This is a genomic window from Taishania pollutisoli, from assembly GCF_014518315.1.
Taxonomy (GTDB): domain Bacteria; phylum Bacteroidota; class Bacteroidia; order Flavobacteriales_D; family Crocinitomicaceae; genus Taishania; species Taishania pollutisoli.
Genome location: NZ_JACVEL010000004.1, coordinates 149638 through 170721, shown reverse-complemented (window position 1 = coordinate 170721; position 21084 = coordinate 149638). Strand labels below are relative to the sequence as shown.

Sequence of the window (21084 nt, the reverse complement as noted above, 5' to 3'; positions counted from 1 at the left end):
CGTTGATTGACCGATAATAGCTACTTTTGAAGAAAACTATACTATGATTGGTGAAAATATTAAGCGCATTCGGTTAAAGAGAACGAAGTTGTCCCAGCAGGAAATGGCAGATTACCTGGGTGTTGATCGAAACACTTATGCCAATTGGGAGCGTGGTGAAAACGACATTAAGGCAGAATATATTCCGAAACTTGCCGACGTGTTGCAAGTGAGCATTGAGGATTTATTCTCCACGGCAAAAAGCAATAATATCAGCATCACCCAACAACATAACGAAGGAAAGGATAACTCCATCCTGAATGGCGCAATCATCATTATTACCGATAAGGATGCTGTTTACCAACTCGCTGAGGTCATCAACGAAAACATTCAAAACCGGAAAAAAGGATAAACTTAGACGTTTTTTCTTCCTTTAAACCGTCTCCATAACTGTGATCAAAACAATGCCCTCTAGCTGAATGGTATCTCTGTCAGCTTTATTGCTGCAATGGACATTATATCGTATACCTGATCATAAAGATCAGGTCACCGGTCTCCTGTTTGCGTCCGTAATCATTTTAATGGTGGTATCAACAAGGGAAATAGTTTCAATTCAGGAACAATTAATATTAACGTTCCAGACTTTGTTTTTGATTATATTGAATTGGTCAAGGAGCAAAATCAGCTTCTGAAACAAGAAAGGCTACACAAATACTATGGGAATTGGCTTTTTTTTCTTTACTTTAGCTAACTGTATTGGCTATTTATTCTAGCTAAATTAAACTTTCGTTTAATTTAGCCCTGCGACTTTGTTTAATTACCAAAACGTTAGACATCATTAGAAATAATAAAAAACATTAATTCAAAAGGATGGATACATTAAACATTATTTTTGGCATAATCACTATAATTAGTTTTGGTCTAACAATCTATTATGGAAGAAAAAGTTCTAAATTGGAAAAAAGTAGAAAGAAATTAGATTGGACGGATTTGCAATCTTGTGCTAACGATTTAGGAAATAGAATGAAAAAAGATAATTTCACTCCCGATGTCATTTTTACACCGGGTCTTAAAGGAGCTACTTTTGTAAATTTATTAGTGAATGAGATTAATAATCAAGTTCCTGTATTTGTTGGTATATCCTACTGGAAAGAATCCTTTAATGATGAGGAATTAATTGATGAGCACGAACTAATTGAGACGAATAAATGGTATGTCTCTATTCCAAAACTAATGCTAAAACAAAAGAACAAAAAAGTGTTAATCGTTGACGATTTTGTAATGTCTGGAGATTTTACAAGTAAGTTGGTACAACTATTAATTGAAAACGGATTTAAAGAAAAAAATATTAAGACAATGTCAGTTGTTACAACAAAAGTAGCCATTGGTAATCACAAAGAACCCACATACCATTGGTTAGATATACCTGATTCTAATTTTTATTTCCCCTGGGGAAAAGCGAAATAGCTATGGATTATAATGATTTAAATAAAAAGGCAATTGATATTATTCAACAAAGTGGTGAGTTTGTAGAACGTCGTAATAATAAAAACATCTTTGAAGAAAAAGGAAAAGATAATTTTTTAAGTTATTTAGATCTTGAAATTCAAGAATATTTAGCCAAATCATTGAAAAATATTTTTCCTTTAGCTAATATTGTTTCTGAAGAATATGATGCCAATCCCGATATTGACGATGGTCATTACTGGATAATTGACCCAATAGACGGAACAACCAATTTGATTCATAACTACCCTCATTATTGTACATCCATAACGTTAATAAATAATTATGAACCAATTATTGGAATAACCTATAATCCAATAACAAAAGATTTATTCAGAGCACAAAAAGGAAAAGGAGCTTTTTTAAATGATAAAAGAATAAATGTTTCAAAAAATGATATTTTACAAAAGAGTATTTTAGGGTTTGGTTTCCCTTATGACAAGACAAAAATATTACCAATCGTAGATTTACTGAAAAAAGCCATTTTTAAATCACAAGATTTAAGAAGAACAGGCTCCGCCGCTCTAGATCTAGCCTATGTAGCATGTGGCAGAATAGATGGTTTTTTTGAATTAGATTTAGAAATTTGGGACTTTGCCGCTGGAAGCCTATTAATTAGTGAAGCGGGCGGAAATATTTCAGATTGGAAAAATTTAAGATTAAATTTTAAGGACAAGAGCAATATAATAGCAACAAATAATTTAATTCATAAAGAGCTACTAGAATTAATTAACTCCACTAATATTTGACTTTTACATAATGCAAGTAAAAGTATTTACGTTTTTGATACCCGAAAGTCTCTAGTTTTAAATGGTCTCGTTTTTTGGAGAAATGTCAATGGAACTTGCACTTATTTCAGCATATATTCAATTATTAATCAAAATGATACTTTGACGGATGTTCGGGTAATTGATTTTATTAGTCCAGGAGACAGTGTTACTAAGTTTAAAAATGAAGGATTAATAAGGATTACAAAATGAAGAAGTATACAAGAAAATTAACTCATTGTTTATTATTATACTTGTCTTTTAAAAACAAGTATTTATACGCTTGATAAATTCATTAATAGTTGCGTTATTTCGGCGCTTTAATCACTATCAAAAACAATTAAATCACCAAAATAATTGAATCACCAAAATTGATATGACATGGTCATAAAACTATACATTAAAAAATTGGACTATTTAAGAATTTTGAATGGAATCGTAAATAATCAAATATTTATAAATCGTCTTTCAACAAGTTCTACTGAATTATGAATAGTATAAAAATTCTACACACTGCCGATTGGCATCTTGGCAAACGCCTAGAACAATTTTCTCGTATGGAAGAACAAATAGCTGTATTAGCTGAAATTTGCAATATTGCGGATGAGCAGCAGGTAGATGCTGTGATTATTGCAGGTGATCTCTTCGACACGTTTAATCCTGCCACGGAAGCAGTTGACTTGTTTTACAAAACACTCAAACGGTTAACCAATAATGGGAAACGTTTAGTCGTTGCCATTGCCGGAAACCATGACTCTCCTGAACGGATCGAGGCTCCTGATCCTTTAGCACGAGAATGTGGAATTGTTTTCTCTGGCTTTCCTACAACGACAGTTCCTTTGTTTCAATTGGAATCAGGTCTAGAAGTCACAAAGTCTGCTCCTGGATTTATTGAAGTAAAACTTCCCAATGCGGATGTTCCGCTTCGGTTAATTCTGACTCCTTATGCGAATGAGTATCGAATGAAGACCTTCCTCGGAATGGAAGATTCAGAGAATGAATTGCGACAAATCTTACAAGAACACTGGAAAAGTATTGCGGATAGTCATTGTGATGAGAATGGAGTAAATATGTTGATTACACATTTATTCATGGTAAAAAATGGTGGACCAATTCCGGACGAACCAGAAGAAGAAAAACCGATCAATCATGTTGGTGGAGCCCAAGCAATTTTCACATCAAACGTCCCTGGACAAATTAAGTATGTTGCATTGGGACATTTACATCGTCCTTTTCAAATGGATTCAATCCCATGCCCGGTAGTCTATTCAGGCAGTCCACTTTCTTACAGTTTTAGCGAAGCGGAGCAGCAAAAGTTTGTAAACATTCTTCACGCAGAACCGGGAAAGCCAATTCAGTATGAGCAGATTTCTTTAACGTCAGGAAAACGTTTAATTCGCCACAGAGCAGAGGGAGCGGAAGAGGCCTTACAGTGGCTTACTCAAAATCCGGACACATTAGTTGAACTAACTCTTGTTACAGAAAGTTACTTGACAGCAACGGAAAGAAAAGCCATTCTGACAGCACACGATGGTATTGTAGCTATTATTCCTGAAATACGGAATACGGGTACCGAACCAACAGAAAGAAAAACGATCAATTTGAATCAAGAAATGGATGACTTATTCAAGGATTATTTCCATTCTAAAACTGGTCAACCGATAAATGACGAATTACTGACATTATTTCAGGAAATTAAAGCCGAGAACCTATGATTCCAATATCGCTTACTATAAAAGGGCTTTATTCCTATCAAAACGAACAGGTCATTGACTTTAAGAAGCTGACCGATGCACAATTGTTTGGCATATTCGGTACGGTTGGTTCTGGAAAGTCATCGATCTTAGAAGCCATTTCGTTTGCATTGTATGGAGATACGGAACGATTGAATAAATCGGGTGACAATCGAAACTACAACATGCTCAACCTGAAATCCAATGAACTTCTGATCGATTTCACCTTTTTGAATTACGATGAACAAGTTTATCGCTTCACCGTAAAAGGTAGAAGGAACAGTAATAATTTCGATAATGTTCCGGCTTTTACTCGCTCGGCATATAAACTAAATAATGGTTCGTGGGAACCTATCGAACCTACTGCTGATTCCATCATTGGGTTGTCTTATGAGAACTTTCGAAGAACAATCATCATTCCGCAAGGCAAGTTCCAGGAATTTCTGCAATTAGGAGACACTGCTCGAACCAACATGCTCAAAGAAATCTTCCAATTGGAAAAGTATGAGTTTTATCAGCAAACTGCCTCCCTCGAACGAAAAAACGATGCAGTTATGCAAGAGCTATCCGGTCGCTTGAATCAATTGGGAGAAGTTACTGAGGAAGCCGTTAAAGCCAAATCGGAAACATTAAAAGATTTAACCGGACAACATAAAACAGCAAAAGATGAGTTGACCAAACTCGAAGTAGAAGAATCGGAAGCTGCATCATTGAAAAAACAATTTGACGACCGAGCAGAAAAACAAACCATTCTGAAAACACTTTTGGATCGGAAACCTGAAATTGATCAGCTAGAAAAGCAAGTAGCACAGTATGAATATTGCTTGCTTCATTTTAAAGGTTTAATGGACACGGAAACTTCCGTCTTTGAGAATCAAACGAGGAAGCGGGGTCAATTAACAGTAGTTTCTGAACGTTTGCAAGGAATTCAAAGTCAGTTAAGCATCGATGAGCCAAAACTGCAAACCGTTACTGTTGATTACAATCAGTTGGAAAACCGGAATAAGGAGAAAAGCGAATACGAAACGGTTCTATCGATTAAAGAATATGAAGAGAAAATCGTAACCGAGCGACAAAATCAGAAAACATTTTCGGATCAGTTGACTCCATTAAATCAAGACAAAGAAACAAGTGAACAACTGTATAACAACCAAAAAGCAACCGTTGCAACCTTGAAATCGGAACAACCGAATTTTAGTGAGTTAGGGGATGTACAAAGTTGGTTTGTGAAAATGGAAGGTATCCGAAATCAACTTTCAGTGGTACGCCAACAGTTAAAGGATGCCAATGAATTGATCGATGAAAAGAAAAGTAAGCTAGTGGAGTGTGTACCACTGGAGCTGAACGCCCGTTTTGCTTTTTCCTCATTTGATTCTCCTTCCTTGTTTTTAACTGCTCTGGAGAACCAGGAGAAAAGCAATGTTCAAACGTTGAAAGAGTTACAAGATCAACTAAATCATGCGCAAGTTCAGACACAGTTGGCGGCTTACACAGAACAAATTACAGACGGTGCTCCGTGTCCATTATGCGGCTCGTATGATCATCCGAATGTGTTACATATTGACGCAGTCTCTTCTGATATTTCGGAACTTGAAGTTAAGATTTCTCAACACGAAACCGAAAACAGACAGATTACACTTGCTACTCAAAAGTTGAATGTTGCCATTTCGGCTATTACTGTTCAAACAGATCAAACGAAACGTATTATAGAAAGGATTATTGAACTTGAGGGAGAAGAGCAACAACATTTATCACACTTCACTTGGTCACAGTTCTCTTCTAACAATAAAGAACAATTTGATACCGTTCGGTTAGAAGCCTTAGGTAAACAACAGGAACTCCAACAACAAGAAGCAGCATTGAGTTCTTTAGAAGAAAAGTCAGTTAACGCACAAAAATTATATGATGCCACTAAAGAGCAAGTAGATACGATAGAAACTCAAATTAAAATTTTGACAGGGCAAGTAACTACGCTCAAAAGTCAGGTTCAACTATTGGATGCTTCCGTATATGTAATGGATACAGAAACAATACGAGAGAAAGTAGTTGCCTTGGTAAATCATATTGCTAATACAACAACTGAATACAACGATCTCACCAAGAACATTCAACAAAATCAAATAGCACTTGCGGCGGCTGATACTGAAAAGAAAGGATTGGAAAGCACCATTAAGGAATTGGACCAAGAGTTGGAAAATACTCAAAATCTATTTACTCAACGATTAACGGAAAGTGCATTCTCAGATAAAAGTGAAGTAGAAACGGTTCTTCAAACCTCCATGAATGCTGTAGACGAGAAACAGAAAATAGCCACATTCAATCAACAGCTATTTAGCGCAGAAAAAGATGTCAAGGCATTAAATCAGCAATTGGAAGGTAAAACCTTTGATCCAATAGCATATCAAACCTTGAAAGAAAGTTTGGTCGCTAAAAAAGAAATGGTAGAAACACTGAACACTTCTCGAATTGAAATTGAAACTCAGTTCAATCGCCTAAATGCAGATTGGAATGCAAAGAAACAATTACAAATAGATTTTAAAAAATTGGAATTGCGTAAAGCCAATATTCAGATACTTAAACGTCTGTTTACTTCAAGCGGCTTTGTGAGCTACATTTCATCTGTTTACTTGCAGCAATTGTGCGAAGCCGCTAATGAACGTTTCCATAAATTAACTCGTCAACAATTGCGATTAGAAGTAACCGAGAACAATAACTTTCAAGTACGAGACTTCTTGAATGAAGGTCGTGTTCGTAGCATTAAAACGTTATCAGGAGGTCAAACTTTTCAAGCGTCGCTGTGTCTTGCATTGGCCTTGGCTGAAAGCATCCCTCAGCAAAGTCGCGCCAATCAGAATTTCTTCTTCCTTGATGAAGGATTCGGCTCGCAGGATAAAGAATCTTTGCGAATTGTCTTTGAATCGCTAAAAGCGTTACGCCAGGAAAATCGAATTGTGGGTGTGATCTCGCACGTAGAAGAATTACAACAAGAAATTGATACTTACCTAACTATTGCTAATGATCCTGAGACGGGAAGTTGGGTGATGGGAAGTTGGGAGTAATAACAAGAAGAGACAATGGGAAACAAGCCAAAGATTAACACACTTCACAAAATGGCCCAATTTGCCATGTTTGTGTCATCGTATTTACCACTTTTTGTTCTCATTGTATCAAAACAAATATCTGATAATTATGAGTATCTGAACTGGGGTGGTATCAATTGGAATGGAGTAAAAGTATTTGTGTTGAAGTTCGGATTATCTGTCATTTTAATAACAACCTCAATCGTCGGATTTATTGGATATAGGTTGACATTAAAAAATATAGAACAGAATTCTGAAAATGGTGTTCCAGTTACTATTAAAGACGTAAAAAATAAAAATAGTGAAGCAATTGGTTACATAGCTACCTATATAATTCCCTTTTTGTTTCAAAGATTTGATGGATGGTATGAATGTTTATCCGTTTTGTTTCTAATGGTAATCATTTATAGAATATACATCCATTCATCACTTATTCTGATCAATCCTTTGTTGAGTGTAAGGTTTGCAATATACGAGGTGGAATACTCTGAAAATAATAATAAAAAAAATGGGATGATAATTTCCCGCAACAAGTCTCTTCAAGATGATGAGAAGATTAAAATTTATGAAATCGGCCATAAGCTGTTTTTTGCAAAAGAATTAAAATGATGAATATGATACTAGAAGAACTTCACGAAAAAATTGAATCAATCAATGTAGAAAATACCTACTTGTATTTTATTACAAGGGTATTAAAACCAAACATTAAGAAAACATCAAAAGCTTTAGATAAATTTCTTTTCAAGGTTTATCAGGTGGATGTGAACGATGAGATAAGACAGTATTTACATGATCTTACCAAGACACAACTTGACTATTTGGCAAAAAAGAAATCCGATCTTCAGGAATATGATGTGATTACCGATGATACTGAACATCTGTTCACTTATCAAATGAAAAATAAAGTTATGTCTTTTTCAGATGTAATTTATAATCAATTAAAATCAAGCCCTCCTAAAGTAGAAAGCCTTGCTGAAATAATTTCTGACCAGGAAGAATTATGGGCCTACTGCGTTGGTTTTTACGATGTAAATGAAGATGATTGGGTTTATTCTTTCCGAAAAATACTATCCGGAAAGGTAGCTATTGATGAAAAAGACACCAAGTCGAAGAACAAAGTTTTGAAATCAATACGAACTGTTTTTAATACAAAGAGCCAAAAACTGGAGCTATTGCAGGGAGAAACAATTAATCTCGATAAGAAAGTTGATTGCATATTCTATAAGGAAACTTTTTACATTGCTCAAAAACGGCAATTTGAACAGATTGTTGGATTGGAAGAAGAGTATAAAGAGCAAGCCACAGAAGTAATTACAGAGCTAGAAAACACGAAAATGATCGAAGGATTAGATTTTATCAAACAGAAAATTGAAAAAGATCCAGCAATCCATAAAAAACTTGTTAGGCTATCTAAAATAGGTAATTACAAATCCTTAGATGCAAAGGCAATAAGTAAAATGAAAACTGTCAGTAAAAAATTTGGATTTAATCTAAAGGTTAATGAGGGAAAATTATTGATTGAAGATGATCGTGATATAGATCTTGCATTGAAGGTGTTGTCCGACTATTACAAACGAGGCGAAGTCTCAGGTAAGGCCTATGGAACTTTTGCTGGTAAAGAATTAACAATTAAAGCTGATTAAATTATGATAGAAAAAATCACTATTCGGAATATAGCAACTTATGATACAAAAGGAGTTGAAATAAAAGACCTTAAAAAAATCAACTTTATTTATGGCGCAAATGGCTGCGGAAAAACAACAATTACTAAACTAATTGATGATCCAGAACATGCTGATTTTAAGGATAGTTCACTATCTTGGAAAAATGGATTATCAATAAAAGCATTAGTTTACAATAAAGACTTTCGAGAGCGAAACTTCGGAAAAGGAAAAATTGATGGTGTTTTCACATTAGGGCAAGCCACGAAAGAAGAGAAAGAAGCTATCGAGAAAATGAAAGAACAACTTGATGAACTAAAAAAGAATGGGATTGCTAAGAAAGAGGCGAAAGAAAAACAAGAGCAGGTTAACAATCAATATGTAGATTCGTTTAAAGAACAGATTTGGTCGGAAGTCTATAAAAAATATGAAACCGACTTTAAAGATGCCTTTTCGGGGTATATGAGAAAGGATGCTTTTAAAGCAAAATTGATTGAAGAGTATAAGACGAATACAACCATAACCATTTCATATTTAGATTTGAAAGGTAAGGCACAAACAATATTTGGGCAAACACCAATTTTAATAGACTTGATTCAACTTCCCGTTTTGGATAGGATTATTCAGATAGAAAATGATTCAATCTGGAAAAAGAAAATACTTGGAAAAACAGACGTTGATATTGCTTCTCTTATTCAAAGCTTAAATATGAACGATTGGGTTAACGAAGGCCAAACATACCTTCAATCAAATAAAAATACTTGTCCATTTTGTCAGCAGGAAACTATATCAGATGACTTCAGGAAACAGCTAGAAAAATATTTTGATAAAGCATTTATCGAAGATACAAACACGGTCAAAGCTTTATTTGATGAATACAGCAATTTATCTGAGTTTGCCTTGAATCTTTTGACACAAATTGAAACATCTCAAAAGGCTATTAGTAACTCAAAGCTAAACATAGATTTGTTTTCAGCTAGTACTAAAACCTTAATTAGTTTAATGTCAGAAAACGTTGCACACTTTCAAAGTAAAATTAAGGAACCTAGTAGAGTTATCATTATTACTTCGATAGAACAACAAACAGAAATTCTTTCAACTCTAGTTCTAAACACTAATAAACAAATTGACTCCCATAATAAAATTGTGAATGATTTGTCCAATCAAAGAAGTAATTTGATAAAGGAAATTTGGAAATTCCTAGTTGAAGATCACAAAGCAAGTATTGAAGCGTTCTTGAAAAAAAGTAATGGTTTGACGGAAGGTATTAAGAAATTAAATGAACAGCAAGAAGAATTTAGGAAAAAATATATCGAGTTAAATAAAGCTATTAGTGAAGCAAACAAGAATGTAACAAGTGTTCAACCTTCTGTAGACGAAATCAACCGTATCCTTAAATCATATGGTTTTCTAAATTTCGAAATTGTACCCCTTGAAACCGACCCTAATCAGTATCAAATAAGACGAGATGACGGAACAATTGCCGAATCCACTCTGAGCGAAGGGGAAATGACATTTATTACTTTTCTCTATTTTCTTCAATTGTCAAAAGGAAGTTTTGATGAGTCCTCAATTACAGAAGATCGTATATTGATTATTGATGATCCAATTTCGAGTTTGGATAGCACGGTTCTTTATGTGGTTAGTTCCTTATTGAAAGAAGTAATAAAGAATATCAAGAAAAGAGAGGGAAATATTCATCAACTAATATTGTTAACTCATAATGTTTATTTCCACAAGGAGGTCTCTTTTGTTGACGGACGAACACCTATAAATGGTGATACTTTTTTTTGGATTCTAAGACGAAATCGGAACATTACCTCAGTCCAATCTTTTGAAATGGAAAACCCGATTAAAAATTCATACGAATTGTTATGGAAAGAATTAAGAAATCGGGAACAAAACGACAGTATTACGGTTCAAAATACTATGAGACGTATAATAGAACATTATTATAAAATACTTGGTGAGTATACAGATGATGCTTTGGTAAGTAGATTTGACACCGTTGAAGAGCAGGAAATTTGCAGATCTCTTATTTCATGGATAAATGATGGATCGCATGTGATTCCAGATGACCTATATATAGAACATCAAGATACTGTTGCAGAGAAATATTTTGAAGTTTTCAAAGCTGTTTTTGATAAAACGGGACATATAGAGCATTATAATATGATGATGCAAGTTGAAACAACAATTAGTACAGTTGTTTAATCCGTTACTAAGTGTCTCTTCCAAAAAAATAGTAGATATGGATCAAGGTCAATTTGACTTCGACGCCCATCGTTGGCCGGAACAAGAATGTTTTCCGCTCAACTTGTCTGCCCACAAACGGACGGTTCAAACTATTGTATATAATGACATCAAGGAAAGCGACGAATACTTGATTTTGACTGGATTTACCTCTTTGTCTAACTTAATTGACTTTTTCGGATCACAAGAATTCGAGAAACTGAAAAAAGTGCGAATACTGATTGGATTTGAACCAAATATGCGTGGCCGAAAAAAATATCCAATGGTGAAATTAGATAAAGAAATCAAAGAATACTGGATCAAGAAAGGGCTTTCTGTCATGTTAGGTGGAGCTGTTATGAACCTAATTGAAAAGATTAATCGGCAAGAAGTACAATTCAAATTCAAGGATCGATTACACGCCAAACTCTTTATCGGAGACAATTATGCAGTCCTTGGCTCGTCCAATTTCAGTAAGAATGGTTTGAATGAGCAAGATGAAGCAAATATTCGAGTTTGTAAAAATCACGAACACGAGCAAAAACAGTACAATGACATTAAGCTGATTGGTGAAAGTTATTGGGAAGATTCGGTTGATTATAATCAAAAAATAATTGAATTACTTCAAAACCTGATTCAGCAAGTTACTTGGGAGGAAGCTTTGGCTAGAGCCATTTCAGAAATTTTGGAAGGAGAATGGTTAGAGTCCTATCGAGAGATTTTAGAAAAGCTACAAAATGCCAAGTTATGGTCGACACAATGGAAAGGTTTGGCTCAAGCAATGACTATTTTGCAAAGCCAGTCGAATGTTTTGATAGCAGACCCAACAGGTGCAGGTAAAACCAAAATGTGTACCTCGCTCGTTTTATCTTTGCAACACTGGTTGTTTGAATCAGGAAGAAACCATCATACTAACGCTTTAGCAATTTGTCCCCCGTTAGTGGTTGGAAAATGGAAAGAGGAGTTTCGATCTCAAAAACGTATTTGTGAAGTAGAATCCATGGGTATTCTGAGTAATTCCGGGGAAGTAAAACGTAAAGAAATCATTGGAAACCTAGAGATTGCCAAAATCCTGACAATTGATGAAGCACACAATTACTTATCACCACATTCCAATCGTACAGAAACAATTAAAAAGAATCATGCAGATTTTAAAATTTTGGTCACTGCAACACCGATTAGTAAACGTTTAGAAGACCTTTTGCAGTTAATCGAATTGTTGGATGTAGACAATTTGAGTGATGACCATTTCATTGATTATTGCAATTTGGTTCAAAAACGAAATAAACGAAGCGATCAACACATTGATCAATTACGCAATTTCATTAGCAAATTTACAGTCAGAAGAACCAAGCGAGCATTAAATATTGAAATAGAGAAAGAACCTGAGAGTTACCGAAATCGCTTGGATAAGGTTTGTAAATTTCCGAAACAAGTAGAAAAAACATACACTACAAAAGAGACTGATAAGGACAAAAAAATTGTTGCCCAAATAAATGATCTGGCATCCGGGATTAAAGGAGTGACACATCTCACCAAATTTAATAAACCTGATTTTGACATTTCGAAAGAAGAAAGCAAAAGATCTTATATTGACAATCGTATCAGCGCTGGAAAAGCTTTGTGCGTTTATCAAATCCGTGCCGCATTGCGATCTTCTCATGTGGCACTTGTAGAGCACATTGAAGGAACAAAAAGTGCGCAAGAACATTTTGAATTTTCAGGAAAATCAAATACTTCAGGAGATAAAATTGCAGCCATTCAAAAGATCATTAGTAAAAATGAATTGCCATACAAAAGTTCGATTTTTAAATCTGAATTCTTTCCCGATTGGTTAACGAATTTGGACGAATATGTAGAAGCAGTTAAAAATGATTTACGAATTTATCAGGAAATAGCTGCACTTGCCAAGCAATTATCTGGAGAACGAGAGAAGGGGAAGTTAGATGAACTAGTAAGAATTCACAAAAAACATTCATTTGTTTTAGCCTTCGACAGCACAGTAATCACACTATATTATTTGAGGAAGCTTTTCTCTGAATTATATCCGGATCGCAAACTTTTGATCGCAACAGGAAGTGAAAAAGACAAAGAAAGTGTACACGTCATGGAGGTGTTCAGTCTTACTTCTGAATCTAAAGATGGAATGATTGCACTATGCTCAGATAAAATGTCGGAGAGTGTTGACTTACAAAAAGCCTCAGCCGTTGTTCTGTTAGATCTTCCAAGTGTACTTCGCATTGTGGAACAACGCATCGGTAGAGCCGATAGAATGGACAGTCTTCATAAAGAAATCGAGATCTACTGGCCGAATGATTCTGATGAATATTCACTCAAGGCAGATAAACGAATTGTGGACACGAATGCGATTGTAGATAAAATTTACGGTGCTAACATTACTATTCCCGAAGAACTAAAAGATAAGCATTTCGAAAAAATAGATTCGATTAAAAACATTATCGATGAGTACAAACAATTCGAGGATAAGGATGAGTCGTGGAGTGGTTTTAATGATAGTTTTCAAGCTGTTGTAGAGTTGAAAGAAGGAAAAAATCCACTCATTACAACAGATTTTTACAATCAATTCAAAGAAGTTCGATCATCCATTAGAACGAGGGTTTCTTTTGTAGGAAGTGAAACAAATTGGTGCTTCATTGCCTTAAAAGGAGATCAGGAACGTAGCCCACGTTGGTATTTCATAGATCATGAAAATAACATTCATACAGATTTACCTGATATATGTCAACAATTGCGGCATCATATTACCAGGAAATCGGATCAACTACAATGGCAGCAGCAATCGTTGCAAGCATATATAAACCATTTTAAACGAATGGAACGTGACTTATTGCCTCCTAAAAAGAAAAGAGCTCTCGAGGTTGCCCACGCTATTTTACTTCGGCAAAAAACTCGTAAAGAATTTTCAATAGAGGAGAAAGAATTAATACAGCGTCTGTTGGATCTGTTTGCCAAAACCCCAGATTTTATTATCGACTATGAGCATTTTGCAGATGATTGGATTTTACACCTTCAACCATTATTAAATAAAAAAAGAGCAAATCAGGTTAGGAAAAAGAAAATCTTAAACCTATCTAATTTAAAGGAAGATCGTAAAATTGTGTTTAAAATAAATGATTTAATCAGAATTCTCAATAACACACGCATAACAGAAGATGTTGACAGCAAGATCGCTTCTTGTATTATTGGGATTGCAAATAAACAATAAGAACTATGGATTTAATATCAAAGATCAAGAACGATCAAATAGAAATTTTCCAAAAATCTCTTTTAACTGGGGTAATAAAAGAACATAGTGAAGTCATTTATTGTGATTCGTTGAAGGACTTTATGAACATTGACGTCCGGAATTCTACCGACCATAAGGTACTTTTCAATAACTTAAAAAGTATGAAAGGACCAGTTCTATATTGGTTCGAGATTCTTTCAGAAAATACTCACGAGGAAATTAGACAAAAGCTAATTGAATACAAGAACACATCAGGTGTTAGGGCTAGTTCAGCAATGTGGAGTTACACAGTACCCAATTCAAAATACCTCTACGTTGGAAAAGTAAAAAAAGGGATTTCGGGTCGTATGGTAACACATTTAGGTTATAACAAAAACCCTGACACTTCGGGGTTACAATTATTCCATTGGTCAAAGGGAATGAATTTGACACTAAAATTAAGTGTAATGGAATTCATCCCCGAAATGGCTGATCTTATGGGTGTAATTGAATTAAAAGTAGCACAGAATCTTCATCCGATTATTGGGAAGCATTAGATTGTAACATAAATTGAGTTATGCCATCTAAATCCTCCATCAAAAAGTTAGACGTTTCCCCGCTTGAGGTCACAGAGTATAGCCAATCCGATTAGGGTTGGCTTTTTAGTTTTTATATTATTCATCTTCAATACACTACATCTATTCAAAAAGTTAGAACTTTTGGTGTTTTTGGTTAGAATCCTTTTGGGTCTTTGCCTTGGTAATTTTAATTAAATCACCTATGGAAATGGCGTATAAATACGTATTTTAATTTCGATTGGGATTAGTAGCTTTGTACATGCATAACAGGAATTATACAATTACCTTGTAAATCAATGAGAAAACTGATAACCATTGATTACAAGTAATTATTTGTTGCGTATATTTATAAGATGTGGCGAAAGCCGTCCGGACGATGGGTGCAATTTTAAAAAACGACAATGACTGAAAAAGAATTAAGTAAAAAAAGTATTGTTCAAGAGATTGAAAATCTAAGAAACAAAGTCAATGAGCTTGGGCTTGAAGATAGAGTAACATTAACAAAATACTCTGACCACTTGAAAATCAATGAAATTGAGCTATACAAAGAAGCTTTGAAATAAAAACTGCACCCAACACACGTTAGCAATAATTGTAAGGATACCTCAAACAACTAAAAAATGGCTAAAAAGACAAAGACCACTCCGACAAAAAAGAAAGCGAAAGCTAAGATTTCTTCAAAAGGACTTTCTGACAGCTATATTGTTTGTCAGAAGTGTTTTACAAATAATCCAACAAATGCTGTTAAATGTATAAGTTGTAAGGGAGATAAATTTGCACCTGAATACATTAAAAAAATTGAAAAAATAAACAGAAACACATTTGTTCAAGTTACGTTGCCCCAAGCCAGCGAAGATAAAAGAATTACTTTATACAAATGGTGGCCAGGAGGGCGTTCTTCGTACAACATTAACAACTTAGAACAATGGGAAAAAATATCGGAAATAATTCAAACAAAGCTTCTTGACTTTCTTGGTTGGGAAACGAAAGAAAAAATTATTGAGGAAATTAAACAAATTGAAACCAAAGGTGAGAAATCAGAGTCAGCAGAAAAACAAATTACAAAACTTACAAAAGCATATCCTGACTTAATCAGAAAAGTTTTAAAAGAAGTCGATTTTACAAAATGGGAAGAAAGCAATTACGAAGATTTTGCTGAAATTATTAATGAAATTACTGAGCTGCTATCAAAAACAGACCAAGGTTACAGGACAGCATTTAGAGAGGTAGTAACCCATTTACCAAAAGATCAAAAAAGGGCCATTGAAGACCTTGGGAATCTATTGAAATCTTGGTCACTACGGCAAATAACATCGATATCACATCAAGTAATTGAAAGACTTGAAACTTTAAACCTTTTTAAGGAAAGAGTTTTAGATGATGCAACTTATGAGATTCGCGGTGAAAACTCTATTCATCGGATTTTAGAACGAGCAATGTGGATAGTCGATGAGCGATATTGGCTAATGCACAGTAATGAAACTTTAAGAAAAGTTGTTGTAAAAGATCTAACCGAAAATTACAAAGAATTTAAGGATAAAAGACCTGACTTTGTTTGCGGAAGCGTAGATAATAAATTAATAATTATTGAACTAAAAAGACCTTCTCACGACTTAGAAATTGAAGACTTGAATCAACTCGAAAATTACTTGACTGTAATTGAAAATCACTACGACCTAAAGACATTTGAAGCATATTTAGTAGGACGAAAAATAAGTGACGACTTGAAAAAGAGAGTAAAATACAGAGGAAGTCAATTTAAACTAAAAACATTTATTGACTTAATTGATGACACGGAAAAAAGATATAGTGAATATATAAAGACACTTGAAAAAGAATAAGAAACAACTACTGCCAACAGGCGTCTGGCTCAATGGCCGGGTGAAGTGGTTAATTGAACATTCTACCTCGCATCAACTTTTGTGGTATATTGGTAGCTTTGTACTCCGAAATTTGCTTCTGAGCCAAGCCGTAAACCGTTAGTGGCCATACTGCGGAACCTGAGAAGCAGAACTCTCAAATCAATAAAAGTATGTACAAAGACGATTTTAAAAAGTTTGTAAGTAACGGAGTTGAAAATAAATTTCATATTGGCACAGGTAATCCCAATGCTCAAATTTTATTTATTGGAAAAGAATCTGCAATTGCTGATGACAATACTGAAGGTCAAAAATGGTATGAGAGGAACGCAGGTCATTGGCAAAATCATATCGAGAATAATACTTGCGAAGTGTTAAGTTATCCAATTCCAGAAGACCATGTTTTTAGACGAGAAAAGAGCTGGGGAAAGAACACCTGGAGCAAATATCAAAGACTGACAAACCATATATTTGAAAAGGTAGAAAGACCATACCATATTGATTTTCTTGAAAATGTGTTTACAACAGAAATAAATGATGCACCTAACAAAAATACGAGTACTGCTGATAAAAGTAAATTGAACGAACGAAAGTTATTGTTTAAAGAATCTGATTTTATTCAAAACTTTCCAGTTGTTGTTTTAGCTTGCTCGAATTATATAAAAAACAATAAGAATCTACGAGAAATTGACGAAATTTTTGGCGTAAAATATGAGGACGAATATCCTAAGAAAGTTTATAATAAAACAAATTGGTTTTTCTCACATTACAACGAGGATGGAACTAAATTAGTAATCCATACGAGACAATTAAGCGTAGATGTAAAAGCAGATTTATTAAAGGATATTGGTGAGGTTATACGAGAACACTTGAAAAAGTTAAAAAATTAAGTACGAACCACTAACAGGTGTTTGTCTCAATTTTTCTGCCGTAGGCGTAACACAGAAAAACTTCACCAAGCTACAAACTGTTAGCAGCCATAAACTAACATAATCTAAATCTAAGTATTCAACCCCTTTAAAAATTAATGATTTCAAGTTGTTGAACTTGCTCCAAATCCTCCATCAAAAAGTTAGAAGTTTCCCCTCTTGAGGTCACTCTGATAAAAAGCATTCGCGAAGCGAGTGCTTTTTTTGTTTAAAGTGAACTGAACTTGTTCGAGTGAGCCGGTAAACGAAAAAAGCACATGAAGGCGCATAGTGACTGATGCTTTTGATCCACTGCACGTCGATCCGAAGGGATCAGGAACTAATCCTGCCGGGGTCACAGAGTAAAGCCAATCCTATTTGGATTGGCTTTTTCATTACTCATCAATCTATTTTTTCAGCACTTTATAGCAATTCAATCCGACGTTTCCTGGTTTCCGACACAAACGCCAAGCCGTGAATCATTATGTATAGTTTTAACCGAATGAGGTGAAAGCAAAAAAGATCCGAACCGGAACCTTCTTTTTATTATTTCATTTTTCTAAAAAACTCATATAACAAATCAATATTATTTGAACAAAGCATTGGCATTGCTTCAAAAAGATATTTCTCTTCCCATTCCCACCATTTCATTTCCTGTAACTTTTGGATGTCATCATTGCAAAATCTCTTTTTAATCAACTTGGCGGGATTTCCTCCTACAATTGAATAAGGTTCAATATCTTTTGTGACCAAAGCGCGACTACCGATCACAGCCCCATCTCCTATCTGAACTCCAGGCATTATCATTGCTTCACTACCAATCCAAACATCATTTCCGACAACTGTATCTCCTGCTTTTTGAAATCCATCCTGGCTTTTACTGAAAACATCACATTCAGGCATATAAAAAAATGGAAAGCTGGAAATCCAATCATACTTATGCCCCTGATTACCTGCCATTATGAAACTCACACCACTCCCGATTGAACAATAAGAACCAATAATTAGTTTATCAACATCTTTCCGATCCGGGAACAGATAACGAGCACAATCATCAAATGAATGACCGTGATAATAACCAGAATAATACGAATATTTACCCGCAATTATATTGGGGTTCGTTATGTGGTCTTTGATTATTTTTCCTTTAAAAGGACTTTCAAAGAAATTTTTCATTATTTACATATTTAATATTACAATAAAACAATAAAGAAGCGAAGCATACTGTTAAATTATACTCTTGCTGTACGGGTGCGTAAAGTAAATATGCTAATCCGATAATTTCATCTGATAAAGATACAAAAAACGACACATAACAAGGGGTTTGAAAAATAGCAGTGTCCCCTTTCTCTTTTTCAGACACTGGTTATGACGTACTCCTTATTCTTAAGACATTCTAATTCTTCCATTTATTATTTTTCATAAACAACCAGGGACTTGCCACGCTAAAGCCTTGTCTGGGTGATTTGCATTGTAATCAATCTGCCATTCAATCAAGAATAAAAAAGCTTGAATGAGAAGAAAAACACAGAAAATAACACTATTGCCAAAAGCGGAAGTTAAAGTGGTCGCTTCAACGTTTGTACTTCGTTCACGGTCAAAAACGAATATAATTCGTTTTTTTCCTACATTTAACTCCTATAAATTCAATTATTTTCAACTTCGTTGGAAGGATTTGAAAAAGAATGTACCAAAGAAACAAACTCTAAATAATACAACAATGCCGATTACGAAATGTCCCAAACACGGTGAAACCGGAATAGTAGAAATGTGCAAACATTTAGCTAAAAAACTAAACAAGGGAATTTATGTGCCATTTTTTGAAGTTCCCGTGCAGACTACCAGGCTTTGTTTAAAATGTTTCGATAAATACAAGGTAAAGGATCTTCTGAAATCCATTGATGTTCCTTCTGAAAACATTAAGGGGTTACGAAAACAACTCAAAGGAACAGATGAAATAGAACAGAATAGAGATTGGTATACTGCTGTTTTAAAACACCCTGATAAGAAACCATTGGAAAGAGCTAAAACTATCTACCGGGACCTGATGAAAACCCGCGGCTGGAAATGTGTGGATTGCATTGATAAAATCTACATCCAGTATGCCCGTAGAAACAACCTGAAGTTACCATTTGAACCTTTTGAAAACACACTGTTTACGGATATGTATAACGATAAGCATGTTTTGGCTTTAGAAAAAAAACTGGATAAACTATTCAAATCCGGAGACCTTCCCTGGCGGGATCTAAAAGTAACATACCGAATCGAATCAGGGAACTACCGCAAGCCATTTACGATTAAAATTTTTGGCGTGGAAGCCGAACCGGAACAAGAAGCCGTTATTAAGGCGGTTGAAGCTTTTTACAAAAAAAGAAAACGGAACCAACGAAGACTCGTTTTTAATACTGAATTAATCTGGATTTATGACGAAGAAGATAAGCGGGAAAACGCTCATTTTGAATTCTTGAAAGAAGTGGTGGTGAGGTAATTTCTTGGTGATTATAACTCCATTTTCTGTAGCATCATATACGGTTTGAATCCTGATTTTTTCAACGTTTGCTCCAAAATCTCCCTCCGCCAAACGACAAACCGTTAGGCATAATTTTAAAACGACAGTTAAATAAATAATAACCAGCAGCCATGAAAAATTCTGTTAAAATATTTACTTTGATTCTTCTGCTATCATCCTGTATATCAGATGGAAAAAATATTGAAAACCCAGATGAGCATACTAATGACCGTGTTGATACTGAAAAGCCAACAAATGAATTTCAACCGTATAGGTCAACTTCGCATTATGTTGAAAGTAATGGAACCCAGAAAATTCAATATTCAGATTTGACCATCGTATTGGAAGAAATTGAAATGGGTTGGGATGATATGTATCTAACGGACAATGACAGTATATATGTAACGGATAAAGACACTGCATATTTTGACTTATGGCCCGGCGACTGGTTTTTTGATAAAAAATTCAACATTGAGCAATCAGAGTTTGACAAAATTGAACTATACGAAAAGATAATCTACAAAATGGCAATGAGATCAAATCGCACAATCGAAGTCCCTTTTTGTGTGATCAACAACTGGAAAACGTTCGAATCAGAATGGAGTCCAGTTCAACTTAATCAGAATGAGCTAAAATTCAGGTCAAATGAGGAAGATATAAATCCAATAATAAATTTTACAGTTGAAGAATTGAAGGCTGCTGTAAAGGAACACTGTGGCATAGAATGGTATAATGAGATTAAAAATATGAAGTCAAAAGATCAACTCCCCTCAGAACTTTTTACCACCACATACATATTTAAAATTGTAGCTCGAAAAAGTAAAACGGGTGACAGAATTCAAAAATTCATCGTGTTTAATACTCCTACAAGTTGCTAATGCTGCTAACATCTACTAATTGGTATTCTTTGATGTCGGGACTCAACGCATTGAAGGTGAGTGTAGTGTTATATACGCATGTGTGAAATCGGATATAAAATGATTACAAAAAATTATTTAACTTCGAAAAATAGGTTTGCTTTAAAAACATTCGGCATTCCACCACGC

General features: G+C 34.6%; 16 protein-coding genes. 15 read left to right on the top strand and 1 reads right to left on the bottom strand.

Going from position 1 to position 21084, the window contains the following annotated elements; all coding sequences use genetic code 11:
• Positions 1–43: 43 nt before the first annotated feature.
• From H9Y05_RS07875 to H9Y05_RS07815, 13 genes are all read left to right on the top strand, one after another.
• Entirely contained in the window at positions 44–391 is a 348-nt protein-coding gene (locus H9Y05_RS07875; RefSeq protein ID WP_216713976.1) for a helix-turn-helix domain-containing protein, read from the top strand.
• Positions 392–849: 458 nt separating this feature from the next.
• A complete protein-coding gene (locus tag H9Y05_RS07870; protein ID WP_216713975.1) occupies positions 850–1446 on the top strand; it encodes a phosphoribosyltransferase in 597 nt (198 codons plus the stop codon).
• 2 nt (positions 1447–1448) lie between these two features.
• A complete protein-coding gene (locus tag H9Y05_RS07865; protein ID WP_216713974.1) occupies positions 1449–2234 on the top strand; it encodes an inositol monophosphatase family protein in 786 nt (261 codons plus the stop codon).
• A 506-nt stretch (positions 2235–2740) separates the two neighbouring features.
• Positions 2741–3967 (top strand): metallophosphoesterase family protein, encoded by a 1227-nt coding sequence (locus H9Y05_RS07860; protein WP_216713973.1) that lies wholly within the window; start codon positions 2741–2743, stop codon positions 3965–3967.
• A complete protein-coding gene (locus H9Y05_RS07855) occupies positions 3964–7044 on the top strand; it encodes an AAA family ATPase (protein ID WP_216713972.1) in 3081 nt (1026 codons plus the stop codon). The genes H9Y05_RS07860 and H9Y05_RS07855 overlap by 4 nt, the downstream gene beginning before the upstream one ends.
• A 15-nt stretch (positions 7045–7059) precedes the next feature.
• Positions 7060–7674, top strand: a complete 615-nt coding sequence (locus H9Y05_RS07850) for a hypothetical protein (RefSeq protein WP_216713971.1) — start codon at positions 7060–7062, stop codon at positions 7672–7674.
• A gap of 5 nt (positions 7675–7679) precedes the next feature.
• Complete coding sequence (locus H9Y05_RS07845; protein WP_216713970.1) at positions 7680–8708, top strand: Kiwa anti-phage protein KwaB-like domain-containing protein; 1029 nt, start codon at positions 7680–7682, stop codon at positions 8706–8708.
• Between the two features lie 3 nt (positions 8709–8711).
• On the top strand, positions 8712–10940 hold the full coding sequence (locus tag H9Y05_RS07840; RefSeq protein WP_216713969.1) for an AAA family ATPase: 2229 nt from the start codon (positions 8712–8714) through the stop codon (positions 10938–10940).
• Between the two features lie 37 nt (positions 10941–10977).
• Positions 10978–14184, top strand: a complete 3207-nt coding sequence (locus H9Y05_RS07835; RefSeq protein WP_216713968.1) for an SNF2-related protein — start codon at positions 10978–10980, stop codon at positions 14182–14184.
• A 5-nt stretch (positions 14185–14189) separates the two neighbouring features.
• Positions 14190–14741, top strand: coding sequence for a hypothetical protein (locus H9Y05_RS07830; protein WP_216713967.1), 552 nt, complete (start codon positions 14190–14192; stop codon positions 14739–14741).
• Between the two features lie 422 nt (positions 14742–15163).
• The gene (locus H9Y05_RS07825) at positions 15164–15325 is read left to right on the top strand and encodes a hypothetical protein (RefSeq protein ID WP_216713966.1); all 162 of its coding nucleotides are present in this window, start codon (positions 15164–15166) and stop codon (positions 15323–15325) included.
• Positions 15326–15382: 57 nt separating this feature from the next.
• Positions 15383–16603 (top strand): hypothetical protein, encoded by a 1221-nt coding sequence (locus H9Y05_RS07820; protein ID WP_216713965.1) that lies wholly within the window; start codon positions 15383–15385, stop codon positions 16601–16603.
• Between the two features lie 191 nt (positions 16604–16794).
• Positions 16795–17511: a hypothetical protein gene (locus H9Y05_RS07815; RefSeq protein WP_216713964.1), complete on the top strand. Its 717-nt coding sequence runs from the start codon at positions 16795–16797 to the stop codon at positions 17509–17511.
• A gap of 564 nt (positions 17512–18075) precedes the next feature.
• On the opposite strand, the gene catB is transcribed toward H9Y05_RS07815, so the two are convergent.
• Entirely contained in the window at positions 18076–18705 is a 630-nt protein-coding gene (gene catB, locus H9Y05_RS07810; protein ID WP_163489771.1) for a type B chloramphenicol O-acetyltransferase, read from the bottom strand.
• 337 nt (positions 18706–19042) lie between these two features.
• Here catB and H9Y05_RS07805 point away from each other — a divergent pair, with 337 nt between their 5' ends.
• Both H9Y05_RS07805 and H9Y05_RS07800 read left to right on the top strand, forming a co-directional pair.
• On the top strand, positions 19043–20017 hold the full coding sequence (locus H9Y05_RS07805; protein WP_216713963.1) for a hypothetical protein: 975 nt from the start codon (positions 19043–19045) through the stop codon (positions 20015–20017).
• Between the two features lie 152 nt (positions 20018–20169).
• On the top strand, positions 20170–20916 hold the full coding sequence (locus H9Y05_RS07800; RefSeq protein WP_216713962.1) for a hypothetical protein: 747 nt from the start codon (positions 20170–20172) through the stop codon (positions 20914–20916).
• The last annotated feature ends 168 nt before the right edge of the window (positions 20917–21084 follow it).